The 25,845-nt window shown below is 69.5% G+C and carries 22 protein-coding genes; 10 read left to right on the forward strand and 12 right to left on the reverse strand.

The window, feature by feature from the left end:
- The first annotated feature begins 26 nt into the window (after nt 1-26).
- The gene (locus RWS82_RS05490; protein ID WP_314647662.1) at nt 27-2,468 is read left to right on the forward strand and encodes a DNA topoisomerase IV subunit A; all 2,442 of its coding nucleotides are present in this window, start codon (nt 27-29) and stop codon (nt 2,466-2,468) included.
- Between the two features lie 15 nt (nt 2,469-2,483).
- Here the strand turns inward: RWS82_RS05490 and RWS82_RS05495 are convergent, their stop codons facing one another.
- A complete protein-coding gene (locus tag RWS82_RS05495) occupies nt 2,484-4,562 on the reverse strand; it encodes a type IIA DNA topoisomerase subunit B (RefSeq protein WP_400190060.1) in 2,079 nt (692 codons plus the stop codon).
- Nucleotides 4,563-4,742: 180 nt separating this feature from the next.
- Here RWS82_RS05495 and RWS82_RS05500 point away from each other — a divergent pair, with 180 nt between their 5' ends.
- Nucleotides 4,743-4,961: a hypothetical protein gene (locus RWS82_RS05500; protein WP_314647664.1), complete on the forward strand. Its 219-nt coding sequence runs from the start codon at nt 4,743-4,745 to the stop codon at nt 4,959-4,961.
- A gap of 161 nt (nt 4,962-5,122) precedes the next feature.
- Here RWS82_RS05500 and RWS82_RS05505 read toward each other — a convergent pair whose 3' ends face one another.
- Together RWS82_RS05505 and RWS82_RS05510 are read right to left on the reverse strand one after the other, a co-directional pair.
- Nucleotides 5,123-6,163, reverse strand: coding sequence for an alanine racemase (locus RWS82_RS05505; RefSeq protein WP_314647666.1), 1,041 nt, complete (start codon nt 6,161-6,163; stop codon nt 5,123-5,125).
- Nucleotides 6,160-6,828: an alanine racemase C-terminal domain-containing protein gene (locus RWS82_RS05510; RefSeq protein ID WP_314647668.1), complete on the reverse strand. Its 669-nt coding sequence runs from the start codon at nt 6,826-6,828 to the stop codon at nt 6,160-6,162. Before RWS82_RS05510 ends, RWS82_RS05505 begins: the two co-directional genes overlap by 4 nt.
- Nucleotides 6,829-6,947: 119 nt before the next feature.
- Between RWS82_RS05510 and RWS82_RS05515 the strand changes: the two genes are divergently transcribed.
- Nucleotides 6,948-7,964: a sugar-transfer associated ATP-grasp domain-containing protein gene (locus tag RWS82_RS05515; protein ID WP_314647669.1), complete on the forward strand. Its 1,017-nt coding sequence runs from the start codon at nt 6,948-6,950 to the stop codon at nt 7,962-7,964.
- 76 nt (nt 7,965-8,040) lie between these two features.
- Here RWS82_RS05515 and RWS82_RS05520 read toward each other — a convergent pair whose 3' ends face one another.
- From RWS82_RS05520 to RWS82_RS05530, 3 genes are all read right to left on the reverse strand, one after another.
- Nucleotides 8,041-8,736: a coenzyme F420-0:L-glutamate ligase gene (locus tag RWS82_RS05520; protein WP_314647671.1), complete on the reverse strand. Its 696-nt coding sequence runs from the start codon at nt 8,734-8,736 to the stop codon at nt 8,041-8,043.
- Nucleotides 8,733-9,974 carry an RNA polymerase sigma factor gene (locus tag RWS82_RS05525; RefSeq protein ID WP_314647672.1) on the reverse strand — a complete coding sequence of 414 codons (1,242 nt, stop codon included), beginning with the start codon at nt 9,972-9,974 and terminating at the stop codon, nt 8,733-8,735. Before RWS82_RS05525 ends, RWS82_RS05520 begins: the two co-directional genes overlap by 4 nt.
- Nucleotides 9,975-10,135: 161 nt before the next feature.
- Nucleotides 10,136-11,083: a PAC2 family protein gene (locus tag RWS82_RS05530; protein ID WP_314647674.1), complete on the reverse strand. Its 948-nt coding sequence runs from the start codon at nt 11,081-11,083 to the stop codon at nt 10,136-10,138.
- Nucleotides 11,084-11,196: 113 nt separating this feature from the next.
- On the opposite strand from RWS82_RS05530, the gene RWS82_RS05535 reads away from it, so the two are divergent.
- From RWS82_RS05535 to sucB, 3 genes are all read left to right on the forward strand, one after another.
- A complete protein-coding gene (locus tag RWS82_RS05535; RefSeq protein WP_314647676.1) occupies nt 11,197-12,669 on the forward strand; it encodes a leucyl aminopeptidase in 1,473 nt (490 codons plus the stop codon).
- A gap of 1 nt (nt 12,670) precedes the next feature.
- Entirely contained in the window at nt 12,671-14,044 is a 1,374-nt protein-coding gene (gene lpdA, locus RWS82_RS05540; protein WP_314647679.1) for a dihydrolipoyl dehydrogenase, read from the forward strand.
- Between the two features lie 67 nt (nt 14,045-14,111).
- Nucleotides 14,112-15,836: a 2-oxoglutarate dehydrogenase, E2 component, dihydrolipoamide succinyltransferase gene (sucB, locus tag RWS82_RS05545; RefSeq protein ID WP_314647680.1), complete on the forward strand. Its 1,725-nt coding sequence runs from the start codon at nt 14,112-14,114 to the stop codon at nt 15,834-15,836.
- 11 nt (nt 15,837-15,847) lie between these two features.
- On the opposite strand, the gene RWS82_RS05550 is transcribed toward sucB, so the two are convergent.
- Nucleotides 15,848-17,548 carry a hypothetical protein gene (locus RWS82_RS05550; RefSeq protein ID WP_314647682.1) on the reverse strand — a complete coding sequence of 567 codons (1,701 nt, stop codon included), beginning with the start codon at nt 17,546-17,548 and terminating at the stop codon, nt 15,848-15,850.
- Nucleotides 17,549-17,715: 167 nt separating this feature from the next.
- On the opposite strand from RWS82_RS05550, the gene RWS82_RS05555 reads away from it, so the two are divergent.
- A complete protein-coding gene (locus RWS82_RS05555) occupies nt 17,716-18,423 on the forward strand; it encodes a DUF4191 family protein (protein WP_314647683.1) in 708 nt (235 codons plus the stop codon).
- Between the two features lie 89 nt (nt 18,424-18,512).
- On the opposite strand, the gene RWS82_RS05560 is transcribed toward RWS82_RS05555, so the two are convergent.
- A complete protein-coding gene (locus RWS82_RS05560; RefSeq protein ID WP_314647684.1) occupies nt 18,513-19,700 on the reverse strand; it encodes a RimK family alpha-L-glutamate ligase in 1,188 nt (395 codons plus the stop codon).
- Nucleotides 19,701-19,726: 26 nt separating this feature from the next.
- Between RWS82_RS05560 and RWS82_RS05565 the strand changes: the two genes are divergently transcribed.
- Nucleotides 19,727-20,206: an ATP-dependent zinc protease gene (locus RWS82_RS05565; protein WP_314647685.1), complete on the forward strand. Its 480-nt coding sequence runs from the start codon at nt 19,727-19,729 to the stop codon at nt 20,204-20,206.
- A gap of 36 nt (nt 20,207-20,242) precedes the next feature.
- Here the strand turns inward: RWS82_RS05565 and RWS82_RS05570 are convergent, their stop codons facing one another.
- Nucleotides 20,243-20,671: an RDD family protein gene (locus RWS82_RS05570; RefSeq protein WP_314647686.1), complete on the reverse strand. Its 429-nt coding sequence runs from the start codon at nt 20,669-20,671 to the stop codon at nt 20,243-20,245.
- A 147-nt stretch (nt 20,672-20,818) separates the two neighbouring features.
- Between RWS82_RS05570 and glnA the strand changes: the two genes are divergently transcribed.
- Nucleotides 20,819-22,243, forward strand: a complete 1,425-nt coding sequence (gene glnA / locus RWS82_RS05575; RefSeq protein WP_314647687.1) for a type I glutamate--ammonia ligase — start codon at nt 20,819-20,821, stop codon at nt 22,241-22,243.
- A 54-nt stretch (nt 22,244-22,297) separates the two neighbouring features.
- Here glnA and glsA read toward each other — a convergent pair whose 3' ends face one another.
- A complete protein-coding gene (glsA, locus tag RWS82_RS05580; protein WP_314647689.1) occupies nt 22,298-23,245 on the reverse strand; it encodes a glutaminase A in 948 nt (315 codons plus the stop codon).
- Between the two features lie 34 nt (nt 23,246-23,279).
- Nucleotides 23,280-23,618 (reverse strand): YciI family protein, encoded by a 339-nt coding sequence (locus RWS82_RS05585; protein ID WP_314647690.1) that lies wholly within the window; start codon nt 23,616-23,618, stop codon nt 23,280-23,282.
- A gap of 147 nt (nt 23,619-23,765) precedes the next feature.
- Between RWS82_RS05585 and RWS82_RS05590 the strand changes: the two genes are divergently transcribed.
- Nucleotides 23,766-24,923 carry an AI-2E family transporter gene (locus RWS82_RS05590; protein ID WP_314647692.1) on the forward strand — a complete coding sequence of 386 codons (1,158 nt, stop codon included), beginning with the start codon at nt 23,766-23,768 and terminating at the stop codon, nt 24,921-24,923.
- Here RWS82_RS05590 and RWS82_RS05595 read toward each other — a convergent pair.
- Nucleotides 24,910-25,830 (reverse strand): diacylglycerol kinase family protein, encoded by a 921-nt coding sequence (locus RWS82_RS05595; RefSeq protein WP_314647694.1) that lies wholly within the window; start codon nt 25,828-25,830, stop codon nt 24,910-24,912. The two genes, RWS82_RS05590 and RWS82_RS05595, sit on opposite strands and share 14 nt — an antisense overlap.
- Nucleotides 25,831-25,845: the final 15 nt, after the last annotated feature.

Below are 25,845 nucleotides of genomic sequence, written 5' to 3' on the forward strand. Positions count from 1 at the left end.
GGCTCCCGCACGCCTTCAGGAAGTCCATGCCGAAAACGCCGCCGCCCGAGCCCGTCGAAGAGCGCATCCAGGACATCGACCTCTCCAGCGAGATGCAGGGGTCGTTCCTCGAGTACGCCTACTCCGTCATCTACTCGCGTGCGTTGCCGGATGCCCGCGACGGACTCAAGCCCGTGCAGCGGCGCATCCTGTTCCAGATGGCCGAGATGGGCCTCCGACCCGACCGCGGCCACGTCAAGAGCGCCCGCGTCGTCGGCGAGGTGATGGGCAAGCTGCATCCGCACGGCGACTCCGCCATCTACGACGCGCTGGTGCGCCTCGCCCAGGACTTCGCACTCCGGGTGCCCCTCGTCGACGGGCACGGCAACTTCGGCTCGCTCGACGACGGCCCCGCCGCGGCACGCTACACCGAGGCACGACTGGCGGCCTCCGCCCTCGCTCTGACCGAGAACCTCGACGAAGACGTCGTCGACTTCGTGCCGAACTACGACGGGCAGTTCCAGCAGCCCGCCGTGCTGCCGGCCGCGTTCCCGAACCTGCTGGTGAACGGTGCCAGCGGCATCGCGGTCGGCATGGCCACGAACATGGCTCCGCACAACCTCATCGAGGTCGTCGCCGCCGCGACCCATCTGCTCGAGAACCCCGACGCGACGACGGAAGAGCTCATGGAGTTCGTCCCCGGACCCGACTTCCCGTCGGGCGGTGTGCTCATGGGGCTCGACGGCGTGAAAGACGCGTACACGGCGGGACGTGGCGCCCTGAAGGTGCGCGGCCGGGTCTCGGTGGAGCCCCTCGGCCCGCGCCGCATGGGCATCATCGTCTCGGAACTGCCGTACATGGTCGGCCCCGAGCGCCTGATCGAGAAGATCCGCGACGCCGTGCAGTCGAAGAAGCTGCAGGGCATCAGCGACGTCACCGACCTGACCGACCGCAACCACGGTCTCCGCGTGGCGATCGGCGTGAAGACCGGCTTCGACCCGAACGCGATCCTCGAACAGCTGTACCGTCTCACGCCCCTCGAGGATTCGTTCAACATCAACAACGTCGCCCTCGTCGACGGGCAGCCGCGCACCCTCGGCCTGAAGGAGATGCTCAGCGTCTACGTCGGGCACCGCATCGAGGTGATCACGCGCCGTAGCCGCTACCGTCTCGCACGCCGCGAGGAGCGTCTGCACCTGGTCGAGGGTCTGCTCATCGCCATCGTCGACATCGACGAGGTCATCCAGGTCATCCGCTCATCCGACGACTCGGAGCAGGCGCGCACGAAACTGCGCGACGTCTTCGACCTGAGCGACTTGCAGGCCGAGTACATCCTCGAGTTGCGGCTGCGCCGGCTGACCAAGTTCTCGCGCATCGAACTCGAGGCCGAGCGGGACACCCTGCTCGCCGACATCGCGGCGCTGCGCGAGCTGCTCGCGAGCGACGCCCTGCTGCGCGCAGCCGTCGCGACCGAGCTCGACGCCGCCGCAGACGCCTACGGCACGCCGCGTCGCACCCTGCTCATGAACGCCGCGCCGCCGAAGCCGCGTGCGACGAAGGGCGCGGTCGATCTGCAGATCGCCGACGCCCCCACCGTCATCGCCCTCTCGACCACCGGCCGCGCGGTACGCGTGGATCTCGCCGAGGGGCAGGAGCTCGTCGCTCCCGCACGACGCAGCAAGCACGACGCGATCCTCGCCACCGTCGAGACGACCGTTCGCGCAGAACTCGGGGCGCTGACGAGCACCGGACGTGTCGTGCGCTTCTCCCCCGTCGATCTGCCGTCCGTGCCCGGCTCGTCCGTGCAGCTCGCCGCCGGCACCCCGCTGCGCGATTACCTCGGTCTCACCGACCGGTCGGAACGCGTGGTCGGCTTCGTCCGCTTCGACAGCGACACCCCGATCGCCCTGGGTACCGCGCAGGGAACCGTGAAGCGCGTGGTGCCGTCGGCATTGCCCGTCCGCCCCGATGTCGAGGTGATCGCCCTCAAGGCCGGAGACACCGTCGTCGGCGCGGCAGAGGCCTCCGACGCGCACGAGCTCGTCTTCGTCACCACCGATGCGCAGCTCCTCCGGTTCTCGGCATCCGCCGTTCGACCCCAGGGAGCGGCGGCGGGCGGGATGGCCGGCATCAAGCTCGGTGGCGGAGCATCCGTCCTCTTCTTCGGTGCGGTCGCGGACAACGCGGATGCCGTCGTCGCCACCGTCTCCGGTTCGGAGAGCCTGCTCCCGGGCACCGACCCGGGGCGCGCCAAGGTGACCGCCTTCGCGGAGTACCCCGCGAAGGGACGCGCGACCGGTGGTGTGCGCGCGCACGCGTTCTTGAAGGGCGAGGACCGCCTCACGGTCGCGTGGGTGGGCGTTGCACCGGCGCAGGCCGTGGATCCCACCGGTGCCGTGCGCCGGCTGCCGGAGCCCGGTGCGCGTCGCGACGCCTCCGGGCAGCCCACCGAGGGCGTGATCGGCAGCATCGGCCGCCCGCTCGTCTGACGGCGGGCGACGCGGTCAGGCGTCGATCGACTCCCGCGAGAGGCGGTCGGACGAGTCGATGATGAACTCGCGCCGCGGGGCGACCTCGTTCCCCATCAGCAGCTCGAACACACGACCGGCGGCTTCGGCATCCTCCATCCGCACACGGCGGAGCAGGCGACCGGAGCGGTCCATGGTCGTGTTGGCCAGCTGCTCGGCATCCATCTCACCGAGGCCTTTGTACCGCTGGATGGGCTCCTGCCAGCGCTTGCCCGCCTTGCGCAGCTTCGCCAGCAGCGCGTGCATCTCCTGCTCGCTGTAGGTGTAGATGGTCTCGTTCGGCTTCGACCCGGGGTTCATGACGACCACCCGGTGCAGCGGCGGCACGGCGGCGAACACGCGGCCGTGCTCGATCAGCGGACGCATGTAGCGGAAGAACAGCGTGAGGAGCAACGTGCGGATGTGCGCGCCGTCGACGTCGGCATCGCTCATCAGGATGACCTTGCCGTAGCGCGCCGCATCGATGTCGAAGCTGCGCCCCGAGCCCGCACCGATGACCTGGATGATCGACGCGCACTCGGTGTTCGACAGCATGTCGCCGATCGACGCCTTCTGCACGTTGAGGATCTTGCCGCGGATCGGCAGGAGGGCCTGGAACTCGCTGTTCCGTGCGTTCTTCGCCGTCCCCAGGGCCGAGTCCCCCTCGACGATGAACAGCTCGCTGCGCTCGACCTCGTTCGTGCGGCAGTCCACGAGCTTGGTCGGGAGGGTCGACGACTCCAGCGCCGTCTTGCGACGCTGCGTCTCCTTGTGGGCGCGCGCCGAGACACGCGCTTTCATCTCGGCGACGATCTTGTCGAGCAGCTGCGTCGCCTGACTCTTGTCATCGCGCTTGGTCGAGGTAAACCGCGCCTGCAGGTCCTTGCGCACGACCTGCGCCACGATCTGCTTGACCGCGGGCGTACCGAGCACTTCCTTGGTCTGACCCTCGAACTGCGGCTCGGGAACGTTGACGGTGAGCACCGCGGTGAGCCCGGCGAGAACGTCGTCCTTCTCGAGCTTGTCGTTGCCGACCTTCAGTCGTCGCGCGTTCTGGTCGACCTGGGCGCGCAGCACCTTGAGCAGCTCCTGCTCGAAGCCCTGCTGGTGCGTGCCGCCCTTCGGGGTGGAGATGATATTGACGAAGGAGCGCGTCGTCGTCTCGTAACCGGTGCCCCATCGCAGCGCGATGTCGACCGCGCACACGCGCTCGACCTCGGTGGCGACCATGTGGCCGTCGGCCTGCAGCACCGGGACCGTCTCACGGAACGTGCCCTCGCCCTGGATGCGCCAGGTGTCGGTCACGGGCGGGTCGGAGGCGAGGAAGTCGACGAACTCCGAGATTCCGCCGTCGTAGTGGTAGGTGGTCTCGACCGGCTCGTCGGCCCGCTCATCTCGCACGACGATCTCGAGTCCGGGGACGAGGAAGGCCGTCTGACGAGCGCGGGTCTCGAGGTCTCCGAGTTGGAACGCCGCATCCTTCGTGAAGATCTGACGATCGGCCCAGTATCGGATGCGCGTACCGCTCGACCCGCGCGGCGCCTTGCCGACGACCCGCAGTTCGCTCTTCTCGCGGAACGGCGTGAAGGGCGCGTCGGGACGCTTCTCGCCATCGTCGGCGAACAGCCCGGGCTCGCCGCGGTGGAACGACATGGCGTAGGTCTTGCCGCCACGGTCGACCTCGACGTCGAGGCGCTCGGAGAGGGCGTTGACGACGGATGCGCCGACACCGTGCAGACCACCGGACGCTGCGTACGAGCCCCCGCCGAACTTGCCTCCGGCGTGGAGTTTGGTGAAGACGACCTCGACGCCCGTGAGGCCCGTGCGCGGCTCGACGTCGACGGGGATTCCCCGCCCGCGGTCGTGCACCTCGACGCTGCCGTCGGCGTGCAGCAGGATGTCGATCTTCGACCCGTTGCCGGCGACGGCCTCGTCGACCGAGTTGTCGATGATCTCCCAGAGGCAGTGCATGAGCCCGGGCGATCCGTTCGAGCCGATGTACATGCCGGGGCGCTTGCGAACGGCTTCCAGCCCTTCGAGCACCTGGAGATGATGGGCGGAATACTCGGCGGTCACAATCTCCGAGTCTATTCGCGTGGGGGGCCGCGGGCCGTCCGACACTCCCCCGTGCGCGCGACCCCGTGCCCCGCGCGTACGCGCTGAGCGAAACACGCCGCGATCCGGGCATGCACCCAGCCGTGGCGTGGTTGTATTGAGCACGCTCCCCAGCGAACCCGAAATCGAGGAGGCACCGAGATGAACGCAACGACCGAACGTGAGACCTCCGAGGTCGAGTTCCGACTGACCGCCATGGACCGCTGCGACTCGTGCGGCGCACAGGCCTACATCGCCGCCGAGGTGAACGGCTCCGAGCTGCTCTTCTGCGCCCACCACGGACGCAAGTACGAAGAGAAGCTCCGTTCCATCGCGACGAGCTGGCACGACGAGACCTCGCGCCTCGTCGAGACGGTCTGACCCGGAACCCGCCGCGGTCTCACCCACGACTCCCCGGAAGGCCCCCGCGCGACAGCGCCGGGGCCTTCTCGCGTTCCTGCGCACCGTCACCGTCACCGTCACTGGCGTCATGTCGATCACGGCGCGCGGCACGCTGCGAGACCGATCGCCCGGAGCAGCGGTCAGTTGATGACGACGCGGCGCACGTGCCCGGTGAGCCGCGTGAGGATCTCCTCGCCCACGGTGTCGATGCGCTCGCCCAGGGTGGTGGCGCTGACCTCCCCCTGCTCCCCCGGCCCGAAGACGCGCACGAGATCACCGATCGAGGCGCCGGGCCACCCCTCGACGACCGTCTCCGTGGGGCGGATCGCGCGCACCGAGCGCGCACCTACCGGCGTGCCGACCGGCGCACCGGCCAAGGTGGAGGGCAGCCCGTCGAACGACCCGATCGCGATCACCACGTCGTCGCCGTCGATACGGACGACCGGGGCGACGAGGGTGGCGACCGGCCGGATGCCCTCGAGCTCCGGGCCGTCGGCCGACCGCACGCCGTAGCAGAACGCGCCGATGCGCGAGACGGATCCACGTAGCTCCGGGCGCCACCAGGAGGCGGCGGAGGCCGTGAGGTGCAGGAGCTCGGGCACGGCGCCCGAGTCGCCGGTCGCGCGGACGGCCTCGAGGAAGACCGACTGCGCATCGTCGTCCTCGGCGTCACTGGCTTCGGCGATGTGACTCCAGACGCCCACGAGATGCACCGTGCCGGCCCGTTCGGCCTCGCGGGCGCGCGCGACGGCATCCGGCCAGTCGTCCGGCAGGATGCCGTTGCGATGCAGGCCCGTGTCGATCTTCAGATGCACGCGCGCTCTGACGCCCATCGCCGAGGCGCGGGCGATCACGCGTTCCAGATACTCCGCCGACCCCACCCCGAGGTCGACGTCGTGCAGCAGGGCGTCGTCGACTTCGGCGTCGGTCGACGTCGCCCAGGCGAAGACCCGCGGGCCTGCTCCGCCGATCCGACGCGCGGCGACAGCGGTGGGGATGTCGAAGGCGCCGATCCACGGCACGCCTATCTCGACGGCCGTCTCGACCACCCAGGACATACCGTGCCCGTACGCATCGTCCTTCACCACGAGCATGAGGTCGGACGGCGCGATCCGCTCCCGGACCGCCGCGACGTTCGCGCGGAAGGCCCCGACGTCGAGGTGCAGCTCGGCGCGGATCACGACTCCCACCCCCGCTGCGCATGCGCCCCCGCGACCGCCACCAGCTCCGAAGTCGCGAGTCCGGTCACGCTGCTCCACTGCGCGAGAGCCTGCGACGCCGGTCCCGCCCCTCCGAAGTAGGTGGCCTCGGCGCCGAGGTCGGCCGTCGAGCCGTCGAGATCGACCACGCAGACGTCCATGGCCACGCGACCCACGATGGGCCGCAGCACTCCGTCGATCTCGACCGAGGCGTGATTGCCGAGCGCGCGCAGGATCCCCTGCGCATAGCCGCCGGTCACGAGGGCCACCGTGGTCTCCTTCGTCGTGCGGAACGTGTAGCCGTAGGAAACGGCGTCTCCCGGGCGCAACGGTTTCGTCGCGAGCACACGGCCGTGCAGACGCATGACCGGCCGCCGCGTGCCGGGGGCGTCGATCGAGGGCAGACCGTAGAGCAGCGCGGAGTCGATGTCGGGCTCGTCGACGAATGAAGCTCGGATGCCCTCGAGTTCCAGTGCGTCGCGCACGCCCGGCCCGTCGACGCGAACGCATTCGGCGCCGGCGAGGGTAACCGCCTGCGCCACGGCGAGCACGCCGTGCCCCCAGCCGTCGCGGCGGAGATCGGCGACCCGACCGCCGGCATCGACCGCCGCGGACGCGGCAGCCGCCAGGGCCGAACGAGAGATCATCGCCCTCGGACGGGCACTCGAAGTCGTCTCGCACACGCCCTCCAGCCTACGCCGACTCCCCGGGGCGCTCCGGCCGCCACCGTAGACTGGGGAGAACCCCAGACACCGTTCGGAGCCTCATGTCACGTCTTTCCCTCGCGCCCCGCGTCCGCTACCTGATGGGACGCGCCCGCCGCATCGATGTCGGCTCGGTGATCGAGCGCGCCAAAGAGGCATCGGCCCAGCACGGGAAGGCGGTGCCCGGGATCGTCGTCGACATGCTGTGGTCGGCGGCACGGCACAACGTGGGCTTCCAGGACTACATCGACTACGACTTCGCGATGCTCTCGCGGGCCGAGCGCGAGACCTACATGACCCACCCGGTCTCCAATCAGCTCTCGCAGAAGTACGACCACCCCGACTTCCGCTGGATCTTCCAGGACAAGGTCGAGTTCGACAAGCACTTCTCCGCCTTCCTGCGACGCGAGTGGATGGTGGTCGAAGAGGGCAACGCCGACGCGGTGCGCGAGATGACGCAGCGTCTCGGCACGATCGTCACCAAGGAGCCGGTCGGTCAGGCCGGCACGGGCGTGCACCGCTATCACGCCGCCGACATCGAGGACTGGGACGAGTTCCACCGTGGACTGCTCCATCGCGGGGAGCTCCTGATCGAAGAGGTCATCCGTCAGCACGACGACCTGGCGGCGGTCTGCCCCGGCACGGTCAACACCACGCGCATCACGGCCTTCTTCGACGGTGAGAAGGCACACATCCTCGCCATGGCGCAGAAGTTCGGCCGCGGTGCGGTGAGCGACCAGATGACGTTCGGCGGCTTCTACACGATGCTCGACGAGAACGGCCACGCCGTGGGACCGGGATACGACTCCCACGGTCACGTGCACGAGACCCACCCGGACTCCGGATTCCGGATCGCGGACTTCCAACTGCCGTACATGGACGAGGTCCGCGCCTTCATCGACGAGGTCGCCCGAGTCGTCCCGCAGGTGCAGTACGTCGGCTGGGACGTCGTCGTCTCGCCCGACGGCCCCGTCCTCGTGGAGGGCAACTGGGGCGCCGGCGTCTACGAGAACAAGCCCAGCGTGACCGGCATCCGTACCGGCCACAAGCCCCGCTACCGCGAGGTCATCGGGTTCTGACCCGCGAGACGATGAAGGCCCGGATGCGTCGAGCATCCGGGCCTTCATCGTCGGGGCTCTGCCCCGGGGGTGCGTCTCAGAGGGCGCGGACGATGCCGAGCGGCGTCGACTCGAGACCCTGACCGAGCGGGTTGTCGCCGAGGATACGAACGAGCCGCTGCTCGCCGCCCTTGTCGAGCGTCGAGCCCAGGATGTTCCCGCCGAGGTCGTTGATGTCGACGACGGCGACCTCGACGACGCCGCCGAGCAGCGACTTGAGGTGCGTCGCAACGCCGCGCGGATCCTTCGGCCCGAGCACGACCGCCTCGTTGTACGGAGGGATGGTGTGCTTTGTCGGACCGTCGATCGCGCGCGCCTTGTCACCCGCGATGCGGTAGAAGTCGCCACGACGCCCGAACGCCTTCGTCACGGCCGACACGGCAGCCGCGAAGAGGATGCGCGGGGTTCCGCACTCGCGCAGCGCCATCTCCATGGTCTCGGGCATGCCGAGGCCGATGCCGTACGGCGTGCGGGTGACGTACTTCGACAGGAAGAGCGCCAGCTTGCGCGGGTGGATCTCGTCGAGCCGGTACGAGCGCCCCTGCGTGATGGCCACGATCTTCTCGGTCACGAACAGCAGGTCACCTGGGCGCACGGCATCCGCCGCGTACTCGCGGATGACCGCGTCGAGGTCGTCGTCCGGCATGACCACGCGGGTTCGCAGCGGGATACGCGCGAACGTCTTTCCGTCGACGCTCGTCTCGAGCGCCTTTCCCTCGTTCGCCTGCATCATTCGAGGTAGTCCCGGAGCGACTGCGAACGGCTGGGGTGACGCAGCTTCGCCATCGTCTTCGACTCGATCTGGCGGATGCGCTCGCGCGTCACACCGAAGGTGTCGCCGATCTGGTCGAGCGTCTTCGGCTGACCGTCGCCCAGGCCGAAGCGCATGCGGATCACGCCGGCCTCGCGCTCGGACAGCGAGTCGAGCAGCTGCTCGAGCTGACGCTGCAGCATGGTGAACCCGACCGCGTCTGCCGGGACGACCGCCTCGGTGTCTTCGATGAGATCGCCGAACTCGCTGTCGCCGTCCTCGCCGAGCGGGGTGTGCAGCGAGATCGGCTCGCGACCGTACTTCTGCACCTCCACGACCTTCTCCGGGGTCATGTCGAGCTCGCGGCTCAGCTCCTCCGGAGTGGGTTCGCGACCGAGGTCCTGCAGCATCTGCCGCTGCACACGGGCGAGCTTGTTGATGACCTCGACCATGTGCACGGGGATGCGGATCGTGCGCGCCTGGTCGGCCATGGCGCGCGTGATCGCCTGACGGATCCACCAGGTCGCGTACGTCGAGAACTTGAAGCCCTTGGTGTAGTCGAACTTCTCGACCGCACGGATCAGACCGAGGTTGCCCTCCTGGATCAGGTCGAGGAACTGCATGCCACGACCCGTGTAGCGCTTGGCAAGAGAGACGACGAGGCGGAGGTTGGCGCCGAGCAGGTGGCTCTTCGCGCGCTGTCCGTCGCGGGCGACCCACTGCAGGTCGAGTCCGAGCTGGCTCGTCTTCTCTGCCGGGGACATCGCCGAGAGCTTCTCCTCGGCGAACAGGCCCGCCTCGATGCGCATCGCGAGCTCGACCTCTTCGGCCGCGTTGAGCAGCGCGACCTTACCGATCTGCTTCAGGTAGTCCTTGACGGGGTCGGCGGTCGCGCCGGTGATCTGTGTCGAGTAGACCGGGACGTCCTCGTCGTCGTTCGACGAGATGACGATGGCACCGGTCGGCAGCGGCTCGGTGAACGCCGGCTTGCTCTCCTCGTCCTCTTCGTCGGCCGCCGCCTCATCGTTCGCGGCGGTCGGCGTCTCGTCCTCTTCGACGACGTCGTCGGCCTTCTTCTTCTTCACCGGCGCGCGCTTCGCAGCGGCGCGCTTGGCGGCCGTCTTGGGGGCAGCGGGCTCCGCCGCCACCGCGGTGACCTCGGGGTCGGCGTCGGCGGCGGTCTTCTTCGTCCGGGATTTGTTGGTCGTGGCAGGAGTCACGTTTCGCCTTTCACGGAGCGGCTGGGCCCCTCCGGGACATTTCGGACACTAGTAAGACCCTTGTCAAGTCCGATCTTCGAGAAGACGGATTGACAACGGGTCAGACACCCAGTATCGCACACGTGGAGGGATACGGCTGCATTCCGCCCGATCCGGCGTGCTCAGCTTCCCGAGCGCCCCGACTTGTCGTCGTCTCCGGACCGACGCGATGCCAGGTACCGCTCGAGTTCGGCGGCCAGCTCGTCGGCGCTCGGGAGGTCGCGTTCGTTGAATCCGCCCTCGTCGTACGAGCCGTCCTCGGGATCGCGGCCAGCCATGTACGCGTCGTAGCGGCGCTCGAGGTTGTGCAGCATCTGCTGCAGCTCGTCGTTGCCGAGCACCTGCTCGTCGACCTTCGCGAGGTAGTCCGTGCGTCGATCCTGCACCGCATCCAGCATGAGCACGAGACCCGTGGCGGCCATGATCTTGTCGGCGGCCGTGATCACGGCCTCGGGGTTCTCGGTCTCGGCGAGGTAGTGCGGCACGAGGAGCACGAATCCGGCGGTGCGCTCGCCCTGCTCGACGAAGCGGTACTCGAGCAGGTGCCCCGCGGTGGCGGGGACCTGGGTGCGCGGACGCCAGACCGAGTGCACGACGCTCAGGTCGCGGCGGTTGCCGCTCACCGTCGTGCCGATCGGGCGGGTGTGCGGCACGGGCATCGCGATCGAGTGGACCCACGTCATGCCCGAGACCTCGAACTCGGTCGCGAGGTCGAGCACCGTGCGCGCGAACGCGTTCCAGGCGAAGTCGGGTTCGTAGCCCGCGAGCAGCAGGAACGGCTGTCCGAGCGCATCGGTGGCGACGGACAGCTCGAGCCGGGGCGGACGGAAGTCGGTCAGATGATCCTGGTCGAACGACACGATCGGGCGACGCGCCCGGTAGTCGAGCAGCACGTCGTTGTCGAACACCGCGACGGGCTGCGGATCGGCCGTCTCGCGCAGGTGGTCGATCAGACCGGACACCGCGTTGCCCGCGTCGGTGAACCCGGTCAGCAGCATCACCAGGGGCAGACCGGGGGGCACCGCCGGGCCGTTCGCGACTCGTTCGTGGATGTCACCGGAGAAGGGCATTCCTCCATGCTACGAGTCCGGCCACGGGGCGGGGCGGCGCTCATGTTGCTGAGAGCGAACACGCCCATGGAGGGCCGCGCCGCGCCGCACCCGGCATCCCTAGGATGGAGGGCATGACGCTTCCCGTGCTGTCGCACACCACCGACTCATTCCCCGGGAGCGCTGCAGACGCCGCAGTGCTCGTCGTCCCCTCCCTCGATGGCTCCCCCGCCTCGTTCGACGGCTACCCCGGTCTCGCCGACGCCCTCACCGCCGTGGGCTTCACCGGATCCCCTTCGTCGTTCACCCGGGTGCATGCGCCCGAAGTGAGCACGGTGCCGCTCGCCGTGGTCGGGATCGGCAACGACGCCTCGTCCGACGCGGTGCGCAACGCCGTCGGCACCGCGGTGCGGAGCCTCACCGGTTTCGACACCGTCGCCATCGGGCTCGCTCCGAGCCTCGAGGGCTTCGCGGTCGCCGCTGCCGAGGGCGCCGTGCTCGGCGGACACCGTTTCGACGGCTACCGCACGAAGAAGGCCCCCGCGCGCGCCACGTCGGTGGTCCTCCACGCCGACCTCGACGACGACGCGGTGCACCGCGCGCAGACCCTCGGCGAGGCCGTCGCGCTGGTCAAGGATCTCGTGAACGTACCGGCCGAGTGGCAGAGCCCCGACGACCTCGCGCGGAGTGCCGCCGAGAGCGTGGCAGACCTCGACGTCACCGTGCAGGTCCTCGACGAGAACGACCTGGCGGAGCAGGGCTTCGGCGGCATCCTCGGGGTGGGTCAGGGCTCGGACCGGCCGCCGCGTCTCGTGCGCCTCGACTACGCACCCGCCGACGCCTCGACGCACATCGCGCTCGTCGGCAAGGGCATCACGTTCGACACCGGTGGACTGTCGCTCAAGCCAGCGGCCTCGATGGTCGGCATGAAGTTCGACATGGCCGGCGCCGCCACCAGCCTGGCGGCCCTGCGCGCGATCGCGACGCTCGGCCTCCCGGTGCGCGTCACCGCATGGCTCTGCATCGCCGACAACATGCCCTCCGGTCGCGCCACACGACCGGGCGACGTGCTGCGGATGCTCGACGGAACGACCGTCGAGGTCGTGAACACCGACGCCGAAGGCCGCCTGGTGATGGCCGACGGTCTGGTCGCGGCGAGCCGCGAGAACCCCGACATCATCCTCGACGTGGCCACGCTCACGGGCGCGATCGTGATGGCCCTCGGCCACCGGCACACCGGCGTGATGGGCGACGACGAGACCGTGCAGCGGTACCTCGACGCGGCCGCGTCGGTCGACGAGGCCGCCTGGCGGATGCCGCTGCCGGACTACATGGAAGACACGCTCGAGTCCCCCATCGCCGACCTCATCAACGCGAACATGGGAGACCGGGCCGGCGGCGCCTCGTTCGCCGGCCTGTTCCTGCGGCGGTTCGTCGGTCGGGTGTCCGACGCGGACGACGCTCCGCGCATCCCGTGGGTACACCTCGACATCGCCGGTTCCGGCGAGAACGGCGGCGGGGCCCACGGCTTCACCGATAAGGGTCCGACGGGCGCGACCGTGCGCTCGATCGTCGCCTTCGCCGAGTCCGCGGTCACGGGGGCCTGACATGACGACGCACACCTTTGACATCGTGGTCCTGGGCGGCGGGAGCGGCGGATACGCGGCGGCGCTGCGCGCCAGCGAGCTCGGGAAGTCGGTCGCGCTCATCGAGAAGGACAAAGTCGGCGGAACTTGCCTGCATCGCGGATGCATCCCGACCAAGGCTCTGCTGCACGCGGCCGAGGTCGCCGATCACGTCCGCGATGCCGCATCGGTCGGCGTCGGCGCGACGTTCGACGGCATCGACCCCGTCGCCGTGCGCGCGTACCGCGAGGGCATCGTCGCGAAGAAGTTCAAGGGCCTCGAAGGCCTGGTGAAGGCCCGCGGCATCACGACCGTGCATGGCGCCGGGCGGCTGAACCCCGACCGCAGCGTGGCCGTCGGAGACGACGTCTACGTCGGCACCGATGTGATCCTCGCGACCGGGTCGTACAGTCGCACGCTTCCCGGCCTCGAGATCGGCGGACGGATCCTCACCAGCGAGCAGGCTCTCGCACTGGACGAGGTTCCCGAGCGCGTCGTCATCCTCGGCGGAGGAGTGATCGGGGTCGAGTTCGCGAGCGTCTGGCGCTCCTTCGGGGTCGACGTGACGATCGTCGAGGCGCTGCCCCACCTCGTGCCCAACGAGGATGCGGCCATGAGCAAGGGTCTCGAGCGTGCTTTCCGCCGCCGCGGCATTCGTTACTCGCTGGGAACGCGCTTCCAGTCGGCGACTCAGGACGCCTCCTCGGTCACCGTGACGCTCGAAGACGGCACGGAGTTCGTCGCGGACTACCTGCTCGTCGCCGTCGGACGCGGCCCTGTGACCGCCGACCTGGGCTTCGAGCAGGCCGGCGTCTCGCTCGATCGCGGATATGTGGTCGTGGACGAGGGGCTCCGCACCGGCGCTCCCGGCGTGTGGGCGGTGGGCGACATCGTGCCCGGCCTTCAGCTCGCCCACCGCGGTTTCCAGCAGGGAATCGCGGTCGCCGAACGCATCGCGGGTCTCTCGCCCGCGGTCGTTCCCGACACGCAGATCCCCAAGGTCACCTACTCCAGCCCCGAGGTCGCCTCCGTCGGCATCTCCGAGGCCGACGCGATCGCGTCGCACGGCGCAGATGCGGTCGTCGCCTACGAGTACAACCTGGCCGGCAACGGCAAAAGCGAGATCATCGGCACCGCGGGTCTCGTCAAGGTCGTACGTCTGAAGGACGGACCCGTCGTGGGGGTGCACCTGCTCGGCGACCGGGTCGGCGAACTCATCACCGAGGGTCAGCTCGCGGTCGCGTGGGAAGCGCACCCCGAAGACATCGCACCCCTCATCCACGCCCACCCGACGCAGAGCGAAGCGCTCGGCGAAGCATTCCTGGCCCTCGCGGGCAAACCCCTCCACGCCCTCTGAACACCAACCCCCACGCGGGTCACTAAGCTAGACACGCGTCGAACAACTTCCTGAAGGAGACTCCGTCATGAGCACATCCGTCATCCTCCCCCCGCTCGGAGAGAGCGTTACCGAGGGTACGGTCACCCGCTGGCTGAAGCAGGTGGGTGACACTGTGCAGGCGGACGAGGGCCTGCTCGAGATCTCGACCGACAAGGTCGACACCGAGATCCCCTCCCCCGTCACCGGGGTGATCGAGGAGATCCTCGTCGCCGAGGACGAGACCGTCGAGGTCGGCGCCATGCTCGCCCGTATCGGCGACGGCAGCGCGGCAGCACCGGCATCGGATGCCCCGGCAGGTGCTGCCCCGGCCGCCGAAGAGACCCCCGCCGAGCCCGCTCCGGCGGCGCAGGCCGAGGCCCCGGCTCAGCCCGAGGCTCCCGTGCAGGCACCCACGACGTCGGCTCCCGAGGCCGACGCGAAGGACGTCGTCCTTCCTGAACTCGGCGAGAGCGTGACCGAGGGCACCGTCACCCGCTGGCTCAAGCAGGTCGGCGACGAGGTCGCCGTCGACGAGGCGCTCCTCGAGATCTCGACCGACAAGGTCGACACCGAGATCCCCTCGCCGATCGCCGGTGTGCTGCAGGAGATCCTCGCTGCCGAAGACGAGACGATCGCCGTCGGCTCGGTGCTCGCGCGCATCGGTTCCGGCGCTGCGACGGCTCCCGCGCCCGCTGCGGAGCAGTCCGCGCCGGCCGAGCAGCCGGCTCCCGCGCAGCAGGCCGCTCCCGCACCCGCTCAGCAGGCCGCTCCCGCACAGCAGGCCGCCCCCGCCCAGCAGGCGGCTCCCGCGCAGCAGGCGGCTCCCGCGCAGCAGGCGGCTCCCGCCGACGACTCCGGTTCCGACGGGATCTACGTGACGCCGCTCGTTCGCCGTCTCGCCGCGCAGCAGGGTGTCGATCTCGCCTCGGTCACGGGCACCGGTGTCGGAGGCCGCATCCGCAAGGAAGACGTGCTGAAGGCCGCCGAGTCGGCCCCGTCCGCTCCGGCGGCCGCCGCTCAGGCGGCGCCGGCCGCCCCGAAGCTCGAGGTGTCGCCGCTGCGCGGCACCACTCAGCCGATGTCGCGTCTGCGCAAGGTGCTCGCGTCGCGCGCCGTCGAGTCGATGCAGCAGACCGCGCAGCTCACCACGGTCGTCGAGGTCGACGTCACGGCTCTCGCCGACTACCGCGACAGCGTGAAGGCGTCGTTCCTCGAGAAGACGGGCGACAAGCTGTCGTTCCTCCCCTTCTTCGCTCTCGCGGCCGCCGAGGCCCTGCAGGCGTTCCCGATCGTCAACGCGACGGTCGACGGCGACCAGATCACCTACCCGGCGACCGAGAACGTGTCGATCGCGGTCGACACCGAGCGTGGCCTGCTCACGCCGGTGCTGCGCGACGCCGCGTCGAAGAACATCGCGCAGATCGCGCACGAGATCGCCGACCTGGCTGCACGCACGCGTGACAACAAGCTGAAGCCCGACGAGCTCGCCGGCGGCACGTTCACGCTGACCAACACGGGTTCGCGCGGCGCGCTGTTCGACACGCCCGTCGTCTTCCTGCCGCAGTCGGCGATCCTGGGCACCGGCACGGTCGTCAAGCGTCCCGGCCTGGTCAAGGTCGGCGGCAGCGACGCGATCGCGATCCGTTCGTACGTCTACCTCGCGCTGTCGTACGACCACCGCATCATCGACGGTGCAGACGCCGCCCGCTTCCTCGGCGCCGTCAAGGCTCGCCTCGAGTCGGCCGAGTTCGCGGCGCAGCTCGGAGCCTGACCCGCAGCACCCTATGGCTGGTCCGCGACGTCGTACACGTCGCGGACCAGCCATTTTTCGTCTGTGCGCGCCAGCACCAGGATCCACTCGCCCTGATGCCCGGGCGATCCGGCTGATGAGTTGTCACCCGATCCCGTGGCACGGATGACCGCGATGTCGCCGTACTCGTCGACCAGCTGCGTCGTCGGGAGCGTCTCGCCCACCGATCCGAGTTCCTCACGCAGAGCAGTCGTGTCTGCCGCACCATCGACGACCAACTCGTCGCAGGTCGGCTGCGTCTGCGATCGGCATCGGTCACCTTCGCGGAGAAGCGCCGTCGCCGCCACCGCCGGATCCGCATCCCCGACGGATGCCTCGCGGTCTGCCCGCGGCGACGGAGGTTCGGCGGTGGGCGCGGGCGCGCCCGTTACCGACACGGGACGGTCCGGCGTCGCGGACGCCTCGTCGCTCCCCCCGTCCGGCAGCAGCAGCCCCACGAGGAGAACGGCGCCCGCCGCCCCCGCCGCGAGCACGAGCACCCGTCGCCGGGGGCGACGTCGACCGCGTCGGCCGGCTTCCCCGGACCCGCGCGCGTCGACGGAGGATTGCGAGCTCCGGCCCGTTCGCACGATTTCGAGACGGTCGCGACGCTCGAACCACGCCCGTGCCACCCGCTCGCGAAGGTGCGAGAGACCGGCGGACCTTCTCGCTGCGCGGCGACTTCGCGGCGCCGCCGTCCGGCGGGTAGCGGCGACCGTCGCCGGTCGCCGCGCCCCGCCCGCCCGCGGCACCGCGCCCGTACGCGACACCATCCCTCCCCAGCGTGGCGCCCCCTCCGTGCGGCGGGAGGTCTCGGGTGCTGCCCCCGAGGTGTCCCTGTCCGCCTCGGCACCCCGACCGGCACCCGCCACCCCACCGATTCCCCTCGCCCCGCCGACAACCGCCGCCCCACCGACGCCCCTCACCCCGCCGACAACCGCCGCCCCACCGTCGCCCCTCGCCCGACCGGCACCCGCCGCCCCACCGATTCCCCTCAGCCCGCCGACAACCGCCTCCCCACGGACGGCCACCTCCCCAGCGACGCCCGCCTCCCCTCGGAGCGGACGCGGTGCCGCGAGCTCGAACAGGTCCCGCTCCCACCGCTCGATGCGCGCGGGTGGCACGCCGGGGCGCTCGAGGTCTTCCTCCAGGCCCAGCCTCACGGCCGCGAGCAGGCGCCCCATCGCCTTGTCGCGGCATCCGTCGGCCAGAGCCGACAGCACGCGTGCCCCACCCACGCGAGGGTCGTCACCCTCACCGAACACGAACACTGGACGACCGTCGCTCGTGACCCACCAGTTCCCCCGTGTCTCGGCGGCTGCAACGCCGAGTTCGTCGATTCCCCGCAGCACACTCGCGGCCACCGTCACGCACTGCCCGGCATGCAGCGGCACGCCGCCGGAGAGGGATCGTCCCACCCAGGCGGCGACCGTCTCGGGGCACCAGGGCACCAGCACGTCGTGTCCGTCGGAACGACGCACGAGGTCGAGCGGACCAAGCACGTGCTCGCTTCCGGCGAAGCGCCAGCCGTCCCACCCCGCCAGGCGCCCCGCGTCGAGCTGCACCGCCACACCGTCCCCACGGGTGACGAGCAGCCCGACGAAGGGGCCGTCTGACGCATCGAGCGCTCGGACGACCCGGTGCGCTTCCGACAGGAGCGGAAGCGCCTTCTCCCCGAGGTGGACGTCTGTCATGCCTCCATCACACGGGGTCGGGGCATCCGTCGGAACGATCGACGACGGATGTGAGAGCGAATCGGGAATGTGGTCCCCTGTGCAGGACGAGTGAGCGCCCCGCACACCCGCTCCGCCCGGCGCGAACGGCGACGTGCACGCCCCGCCGAGTCGGTAGGCTGGATGTCATGGCAAAGACTCCCGAACCCGAGAAGCGTCCTGGGTTCTTCTCCCAGATCAAGTCCCTCTTCCGGTTCACCAAGGAGGCCTACCCCTGGCTGCCGTGGGCGCAGCTCGCGATCCTCGTCGGTGGCGTGCTCATCGGACTCGTCGTCGGCTACCTGATCCCGCCGCTCCAGTGGTGGACGCTCCTGCTCTGGGGCCTCACGGGCCTGATGGCGGGCGTGCTGGGCGCGATGTTCCTCATGACGCGCCTGTCGACCTCGGCGATGTACACCAAGATCGACGGCATGCCGGGTGCCACCGGCCACGTGATCAGCACGAGCCTCGGCCGCAGCTGGCAGGCCTCCGACACCCCGGTCGGCATCAACCCCAAGACCCAGGAAGCCGTGTACCGCGCGGTCGGCCGCGGGGGGATCGTGGTCGTCGGTGAGGGCGCCCGCGGGCGCCTCACCCGTCTGATCAACGAGGAGCGAAGCAAGGCGCAGCGCGTGGCCCACGGCGTGCCGGTGACCGTGCTCTACGTCGGGCACGGTGACGACGACGTCGCGATCGCCGACCTCGCGAAGACCATCAAGAAGCTGCCGAAGGCGATCGACAAGGCCACGATGGCCGCGGTCATCCGACGCATCGAGTCGGTCTCGCAGTCGCTCTCCTCGCTGCCGATTCCGAAGGGCATCGACCCCACGAAGGTGCGCGCGCAGCGTCCGCGCTGATCCACACTCCGGACGACGAAGAGCGCGGCCGACCTCTCACGAGGCGGCCGCGCTCTTCTCATTCCCGTGTCCCGCCCGGCGGGCGTCTGTCACTCCGAGAGCGGCTGACGCGGCAGGCGCCGCACCTTCGCGCGGCGGCGACGGCGCTCCGGGACCATCGACCGCATCTCCTCGAGCTTGCCGAAGCAGAACAGGCGGTCATCGGGCTCGAGCACGATGTGCTTGCGCGGGTTGGGGATCACGCTGACGCCCCGATGCAGCGTGAGCACCGTGATATCGCGCTCCCAGAGCCCGGCCTCGCCCAGGGTCTTCCCCACCAGATCGGCGGCGCCGTGCACCATCAGCTCCGCCACGCCGTACCCGGTTGACACCGTCAAACGCTGGCGCACGTCGATCTCGGGGAACGCCACCTGCCCGGCGATGTAGTCGATGATGGCGCCGGCGACATCGAGCTTGGTGGCCGTCTCGATGCCCTGCAGCCCCGGAGAGGAGTTGACCTCCATCACGAGCGGCCCGTCCTCGCCCTCGAGCATGTCGACGCCCGCGACACGGAGGCCCATGATCTGGGCGGAGCGCACGGCGGCACGCTCGTACACGGGATCGAGCTCGATCGCCTCGACGGAGCCGCCGCGGTGCACGTTCGACCGGAACTCGTCGCCGGCCGCAGAGCGCCGCATCGCCGCGACCACCCGATCGCCGACGACCAGCGCTCGGATGTCGCGGCCACGGCTCTCGGCGATGAACTTCTGGATCAGGACGTTCTGCTTGGTCGAGTGCAGGGTCTCGATGATGGCCTCGGCCACCTTCACCTGCGGCGCGAGGATGACGCCGATGCCCTGGGTGCCCTCGAGCAGCTTGATCACGACGGGCGCGCCGCCCACGCGCTCGATCGCCGGCCGCACGTCTGCACGATTGCGCACGAACGCCGTCGGAGGCATCGCGATGTTGTGCCGCGAGAGGATCTGGTTCGCGCGCAGCTTGTCGCGCGCACTGGAGATGCCGTTCGCGGTGTTCGGGGTGTACACGTCCATCTGCTCGAACTGACGAACGACGGCCGTGCCGAAGTACGTGATCGAGTTGCCGATGCGCGGCAGGATGGCGTCGTAGTCGCTGAGCTGCCGACCGCGGTAGTGCAGGTCGGGCTCGTCGGCGGTCAGGTCGATCGCGAAACGCAAGGTGTTGAGCACCTTCACGTTGTGTCCGCGCTGGAGGGCCGCCGCACGGAGGCGCTGGGTGGAGTACGCCTGGGGCGCACGGGAGAGCACTGCGATCTTCACGGGGGTTTTCCTGCCAGGATGGTGGGGTGACGCCGACATCCCATTCAAACACCCTTACGGGGTGGCGAGAGTGGGTCAGCCTGCCCGATCTCGGTGTCGACTGGATCAAGGCGAAGATCGACACCGGAGCGCGCACCTCCTCGCTGCACGCCTTCGACGTGCACGAGTTCACTCAGGACGGCGAGCCGTGGGTGCGGTTCAAGGTCAAGCCCTGGCAGGACAGCCAGGAGGATGCCGTCGTGGTCGAGCTGCCGATCCACGACCGCCGAGAGGTGCGCAGCTCGTCCGGCCACGCGCAGGAGCGGCTCGTGGTGGAGCTGCTCATCCGTCTCGTCGACCGCGAGGTGCTGGCCGAAGTGACGCTGAGCAACCGTGACGAGATGGGTTTCCGCATGCTCATCGGCCGTGAGGCGCTGCGACAGGGCTTCTCGGTCGATCCGGCGCGGTCGTTCCTCGGCGCACGGGCGCCGCGCGAGACGCGCCGGCGCAACCGCGGACGGCTCTGAGCGTCTCCGGTTCGAGCTCAACGCGAGGCCCGGCGCTCAGGCGCGGATGAGCACCGTACCGACGACCTTGTCGTGGAGTCCGCGCTGATCGGCGTCCCACACGACAGCGGGCACCACCACGATCAGCAGCAGAGTGCGCACGATCGGACGCCAGAGGCCGACCCATCCCCCGTCGAGCCGCACGACCCGCATACCCAGGATGCGGTGACCCGGGCTGCCGCCGGCCGTGGGGATGAAGAGGATCTGCAGGACGGCGAATACCGCCATCGGAGCGAACTGGGTGAGACCCGCCTCGGTCGGCAGGGCGAACTGGTCGTAACCCAAGAAGGCCGTGGCGATGATCGTGGCGGCGACGTAGTCGATGACGAGGGCGCCGATGCGACGACCGGGACGGCCGATGCTCCCCGGACCCGACTCCGGCAGACCGAGTCGTTCACCGGGGTAGGAGTTCACAGCATCCGTCACTCCCCCAGCCTACCGAGCGCCCGGGATGGGCCCGACCGGCGCGGCTCCGTAACACGCCGGAAACAATGCGGATACCGTGGGGTAATCCCCCGTCCGTACTGTGCACAGTGGCCCCGAAGCCATCGATCCGCATCTCAGGAGTCGTACATGTTCAAAGATTCGTCCGAGGTTCTCGCGTACATCAAAGAGAACGACGTCAAGTTCCTCGACATCCGCTTCACCGACCTCCCGGGTGTGCAGCAGCACTTCAACATCCCCGCGTCGACGGTCGACGAGGCTTTCTTCACCGAGGGGCAGCTGTTCGACGGCTCGTCGATCCGCGGATTCGCCAGCATCCACGAGTCCGACATGCAGCTCATCCCGGACGTGACGACGGCATACGTCGACCCGTTCCGCGAGGCGAGCACCCTGGTGATGATCTTCGACATCTACAACCCGCGTACGGGTGAGATCTACTCGAAGGACCCGCGTCAGGTCGCCAAGAAGGCCGAGAAGTACCTCACCTCCACCGGCATCGCCGACACCGCATTCTTCGCCCCCGAGGCGGAGTTCTACATCTTCGACGACGTGCGCTACTCCGTCACCGCCGGCGAGAGCTTCTACAAGGTCGACTCCGAGGAGGCCGCGTGGAACACCGGTCGCGAGGAGGAGGGCGGGAACCTCGCCAACAAGACCCCGTACAAGGGCGGCTACTTCCCCGTCAGCCCGGTCGACAAGACGGCCGACCTGCGTGACGACATCACGCTCAAGCTGATCGACGCCGGGTTCATCCTGGAGCGCTCGCACCACGAGGTCGGCACCGCCGGCCAGCAGGAGATCAACTACCGCTTCGACACCATGGTGCACGCGGCCGACGACATCCTGAAGTTCAAGTACATCGTCAAGAACACCGCCGAGGAGTGGGGCAAGGTCGCGACCTTCATGCCGAAGCCGCTCTACGGCGACAACGGCTCGGGCATGCACACGCACCAGTCGCTGTGGAACGACGGCAAGCCGCTCTTCTTCGACGAGGCGGGCTACGGCCAGCTCAGCGACCTCGCTCGCTGGTACATCGGTGGCATCCTGGCTCACGCGCCGGCGATCCTCGCGTTCACCAACCCGACGCTGAACAGCTACCACCGCCTGGTCAAGGGCTTCGAGGCGCCGGTCAACCTGGTCTACTCGGCCGGGAACCGTTCCGCCGCCATCCGCATCCCGATCACCGGCTCGAACCCGAAGGCCAAGCGCATCGAGTTCCGCGCGCCGGATGCCTCGGGCAACCCGTACCTCGCCTTCGCGGCGCAGCTCATGGCGGGCCTCGACGGCATCAAGAACCGCATCGAGCCGCACGAGCCCGTCGACAAGGACCTCTACGAGCTGCCGCCCGAGGAGGCCAAGGGCATCCCGCAGGTGCCGAACTCGCTGCTCGACTCGCTCGAGGCGCTGCGCGCTGACCACCAGTTCCTCCTCGAGGGCGGCGTGTTCACCGAGGAGCTCATCGAGACGTGGATCTCGTACAAGTACGAGAACGAGATCCTGCCGATCGCGCAGCGTCCGCACCCGTTCGAGTACGAGCTGTACTTCGGCGTCTGATCACGCACGCTCGAGAGCGCCCCGTTGGCTTCGGCCGGCGGGGCGCTCTCGCGTTCACCGGGCGCCGGGCGGCGGCATCCGGAAGGCGTGCAGACCGAGTTCCTCGCTGAGGATGTCGCTCGCGATGTGGCCGCGCACGCTCGTTCCGCGCGGGTCGAGCGGCGGGCTGATGATCGCCGCTCCGAGCACACCGGGCGCGGAGAGCACGATCGCGCCCGAGACGCTCGACTTGGCGGGCACGCCGACCTGGCGCATCCATCGTCCGGAACCGTCGTACACGCCGCACGTCGCCATGACCGCGACGACATCACGGGCCACTGCGGGGTCGACCACCTGCACCCCGGTGACGGGGTTGCGGCCACCGCCGGCGAGGGTGGCGCCCATCTGCGCCAGGTCGCGCGCGTCGACACGCACGGCGCAGGCGCGGGCGTACACGGCGACCGCGTCGTCGGCGCTCTCGGCCAGCGTGCCCTCGGCGCGCATGAGATGGGCGAGCGCATGGTTGCGGTCTCCGAGCAGATGCTCGTTCTCGGCGATGCCCTCGTCGACGTCGAGCTCACGTCCCGCGAACGCCGAGAGGCCGGTGAGGATGCGCTCGGCCCTGCCCTCGGCGTCGGCGCCGTCGACAAGCGATGCGGTGAGGAGCGCGCCGGCGTTCACCATCGGGTTCGGCGGACGCCCGGTGCCGCTCTCGAGTTTGATCGCGTCGAAAGCCTCCCCCGTGGGCTCGATACCCACGCGATCGAGGGCGTCGCCTCCGGTGTCCTGCAACGCGAGCGCGAAGAGGAACGGCTTCACCGCCGACTGGATGCTCACACGCACATCGGCCTGATCGCTGGCGTTGACGTCACCGTCGACGGTGACGAGAGCGAGGGCGACGAGGTCGGGATCGGCGGCCGCCAACTCGGGGATGCTGTCGTCGACCTCCCCGGCGCGTTCGTGCAGGACGCGCCGCCGCACGTCGTCGAGGTCGTACGAGCGCGGATCGGCGAGGGAGCTCATGCCCCCAGCCTTCCATGCCGACGCGTGCCCGAGCTCAGCTGGCCGGGTCGTATCCGAACTCCCGCACCTCCTGCGGGCAGCGGCACGCCGCAGCGACGCGGGCGGCCCAGGCGACCGCCTCGGCACGGCTCGGCAATTCCAGCACCAGGAAGCCGCCGTCGATCCGAACATCCGGATAGGTCTCGTCGCTCACCGCGCCGCGGCCCGTGACGAGCACGGGAGCGACCTCCGCATCGATCCCCCCGCCGAACACGTACACCCCGGCCGCCTTGGCCTCCTCGATGACCGTGTGGCTGTCGGCGACCACCTCCGGGAACTGCTCCTCGGTGAGCTGCATCGCCGCGGCGGGGAAGGAGAGGAGGTACTTCGTCATACGTCGATCGTCCTCCCCCGGCATCCTCGTCGCAATAGGTCCGATCACGTTCCCCTTCAACGGCGTCTGCGCAAGCCCCGGCTCCCGGCTTGACCGGGTGCCGTCGGCGTCGACACACTGAGAGGTCGGCATCACGGAGGGAACCACATGCGTCGCAAGAGGCTGTTCGCACAGACGACCACCATCGAGACGGGTCCCCCCGAGGCGCGAACCTCGCGTCGGGTCGAATCGGTGACGGCCGCCGCCCGCACGAACCCCTTCATGTTCGGCCTGCTCGGCGCGCTCGGCGTGCTGGTCGCCCTGCTCATCGGCAGCATCGTGGGTCAGCTCGCCACCGTGCTCGTCTACGTGGGCGTCGCCGTGTTCCTGGCGCTCGGTCTCGACCCGATCGTGCGGCTCATCGAACGCAAGCTCCCCCGTCCCGCCGCGATCGCGATCGTGGTGGCCGTCGTGCTGCTCGCCTTCGTGGGCATCATCCTCTCGATCGTCCCGCTGCTCGTCGAGCAGGTCACGAACCTCATCGACGACGGACCGAAGATGGTGCAGGACTTCATGGCCAGCGACTGGTTCCAAGACGTGAATGCGCAGTTCGGCTCGACCCTCGAAGACGCCGCGCAGGGTGTGCTCACCTTCGTGCAGGACCCGGGGAACATCCTCAACATCAGCGGAGGGGTGTTCGCCGTCGGCGCCGGCATCGCCGGAGGCGTGACGGGTGTGACCATCGTGCTCATCCTCACGCTGTACTTCATGGCATCGCTGCGCAGCATGAAGAACGTCGCGACGCGCTTCGTGCCCGCCTACCAGCGCGACACGTTCCGCGAGATCCTCGAAGACGTCTCGGGCGCCGTCGGCCGCTACGTCATGGGCCAGGCGAGCCTCGCGCTCGTCAACGGCATCCTGAGCCTCATCTTCCTGACCCTCATCGGTGCCCCGGTACCCGCCCTGCTGGCGCTGATCGCCTTCATCGGGTCGATGATCCCCCTGGTCGGAACGCTGGCGGCCTCGATCATCAACTCGCTGCTGTGCCTGTTCGTCAGTCCGGTGACGGCGCTCATCGCCATCATCTACTACCTCGTCTACATGCAGATCGAGGCCTACGTGCTCTCGCCGCGCATCATGAACAAGGCCGTCGCCGTGCCCGGGGCCCTCGTGGTCATCGCCGCGGTGGCCGGCGGCGCGTTGGGCGGCATCCTCGGTGCGCTCGTCGCCATCCCCGTCGCGGCGAGCATCATCATCATCGTGCAGAAGGTCGTCTTCCCCGCTCAGGACCGCAAGAAGGCGCCGCCCGCGCTCACCGCACCGTGAGTGCGCCCGCCTGCACCCGCACCGCGAACTCGGTGACCTCGCCCATCTCCTCGCCGTCGATCTCGAAGACGAGGGGCTGAGCGAGCCGCACCGAGATGCTCTCGACCGCGAGGTGCTGGGCGGAGTCGGTGCTGACCGCCTCGTCGCTGCCGGTGAGGGCGCGGCGGATGCCGTTGTCCCACACGACCGTGCGGAGCGTGCTCATCCACTGCAGCGCGCCTTCGGAACTCACCAGCAGGATGTCGAGCAGGCCGTCGTCGAGCTGCGCGTCGGGCAGCAGACGGATGCCGCCCTGCAGCATGCCGCAGTTGCCGATCAGCATGGTGTGCCCGCGGACCTCTTCGGGCTCTCCGCCGTCGATCTCGATGACCATGTCGGTCATCTCGGTGCCCTGCAGGGCCCGACCCATGGCCTCGACGTACGCCAGCCAGCCCGCCCGGTCCTTCAGGTCGTCGTTGGTCTCGACGAGCATCTGCGCGTCGATGCCGAACCCGACCATGACGGTGAAGGCGCGCTCCTCGCCGTCGAGCTCGACCCAGCCGAGGTCGATGTGCTGCGGGGTCGCATCGCGCACGCGTTCGAGCGCGGCGGTCATCGTCGTCAAGGGCACGCCGAGGTTGCGGGCGAGCAGATTGCCCGTGCCCTGGGGCACGATGCCGAGCGCGACCTCGGTTCCGGCCAGCCCCTCGGCCACCGCGCGCACCGTGCCGTCACCGCCCACGGCGACCACGACCTCGCACCCGTCGGCGATGGCCGCCCGAGCCATGCCCTGTCCCGGGTCTTCGATCGTCGTCTCCCACCACCGGATCGGGGCGTTCTCGCCGAAGACCTGGTCGACCGCGGACCGCAGCGCCTCCCCATCGATCTTCGAGGGATTCCAGACGATGCCGATGCTCGAAACGCTCATGAGGCCAAGCTTGTG

Source organism: uncultured Microbacterium sp. (assembly GCF_963528945.1).
In the GTDB taxonomy this organism is placed as follows: domain Bacteria; phylum Actinomycetota; class Actinomycetes; order Actinomycetales; family Microbacteriaceae; genus Microbacterium.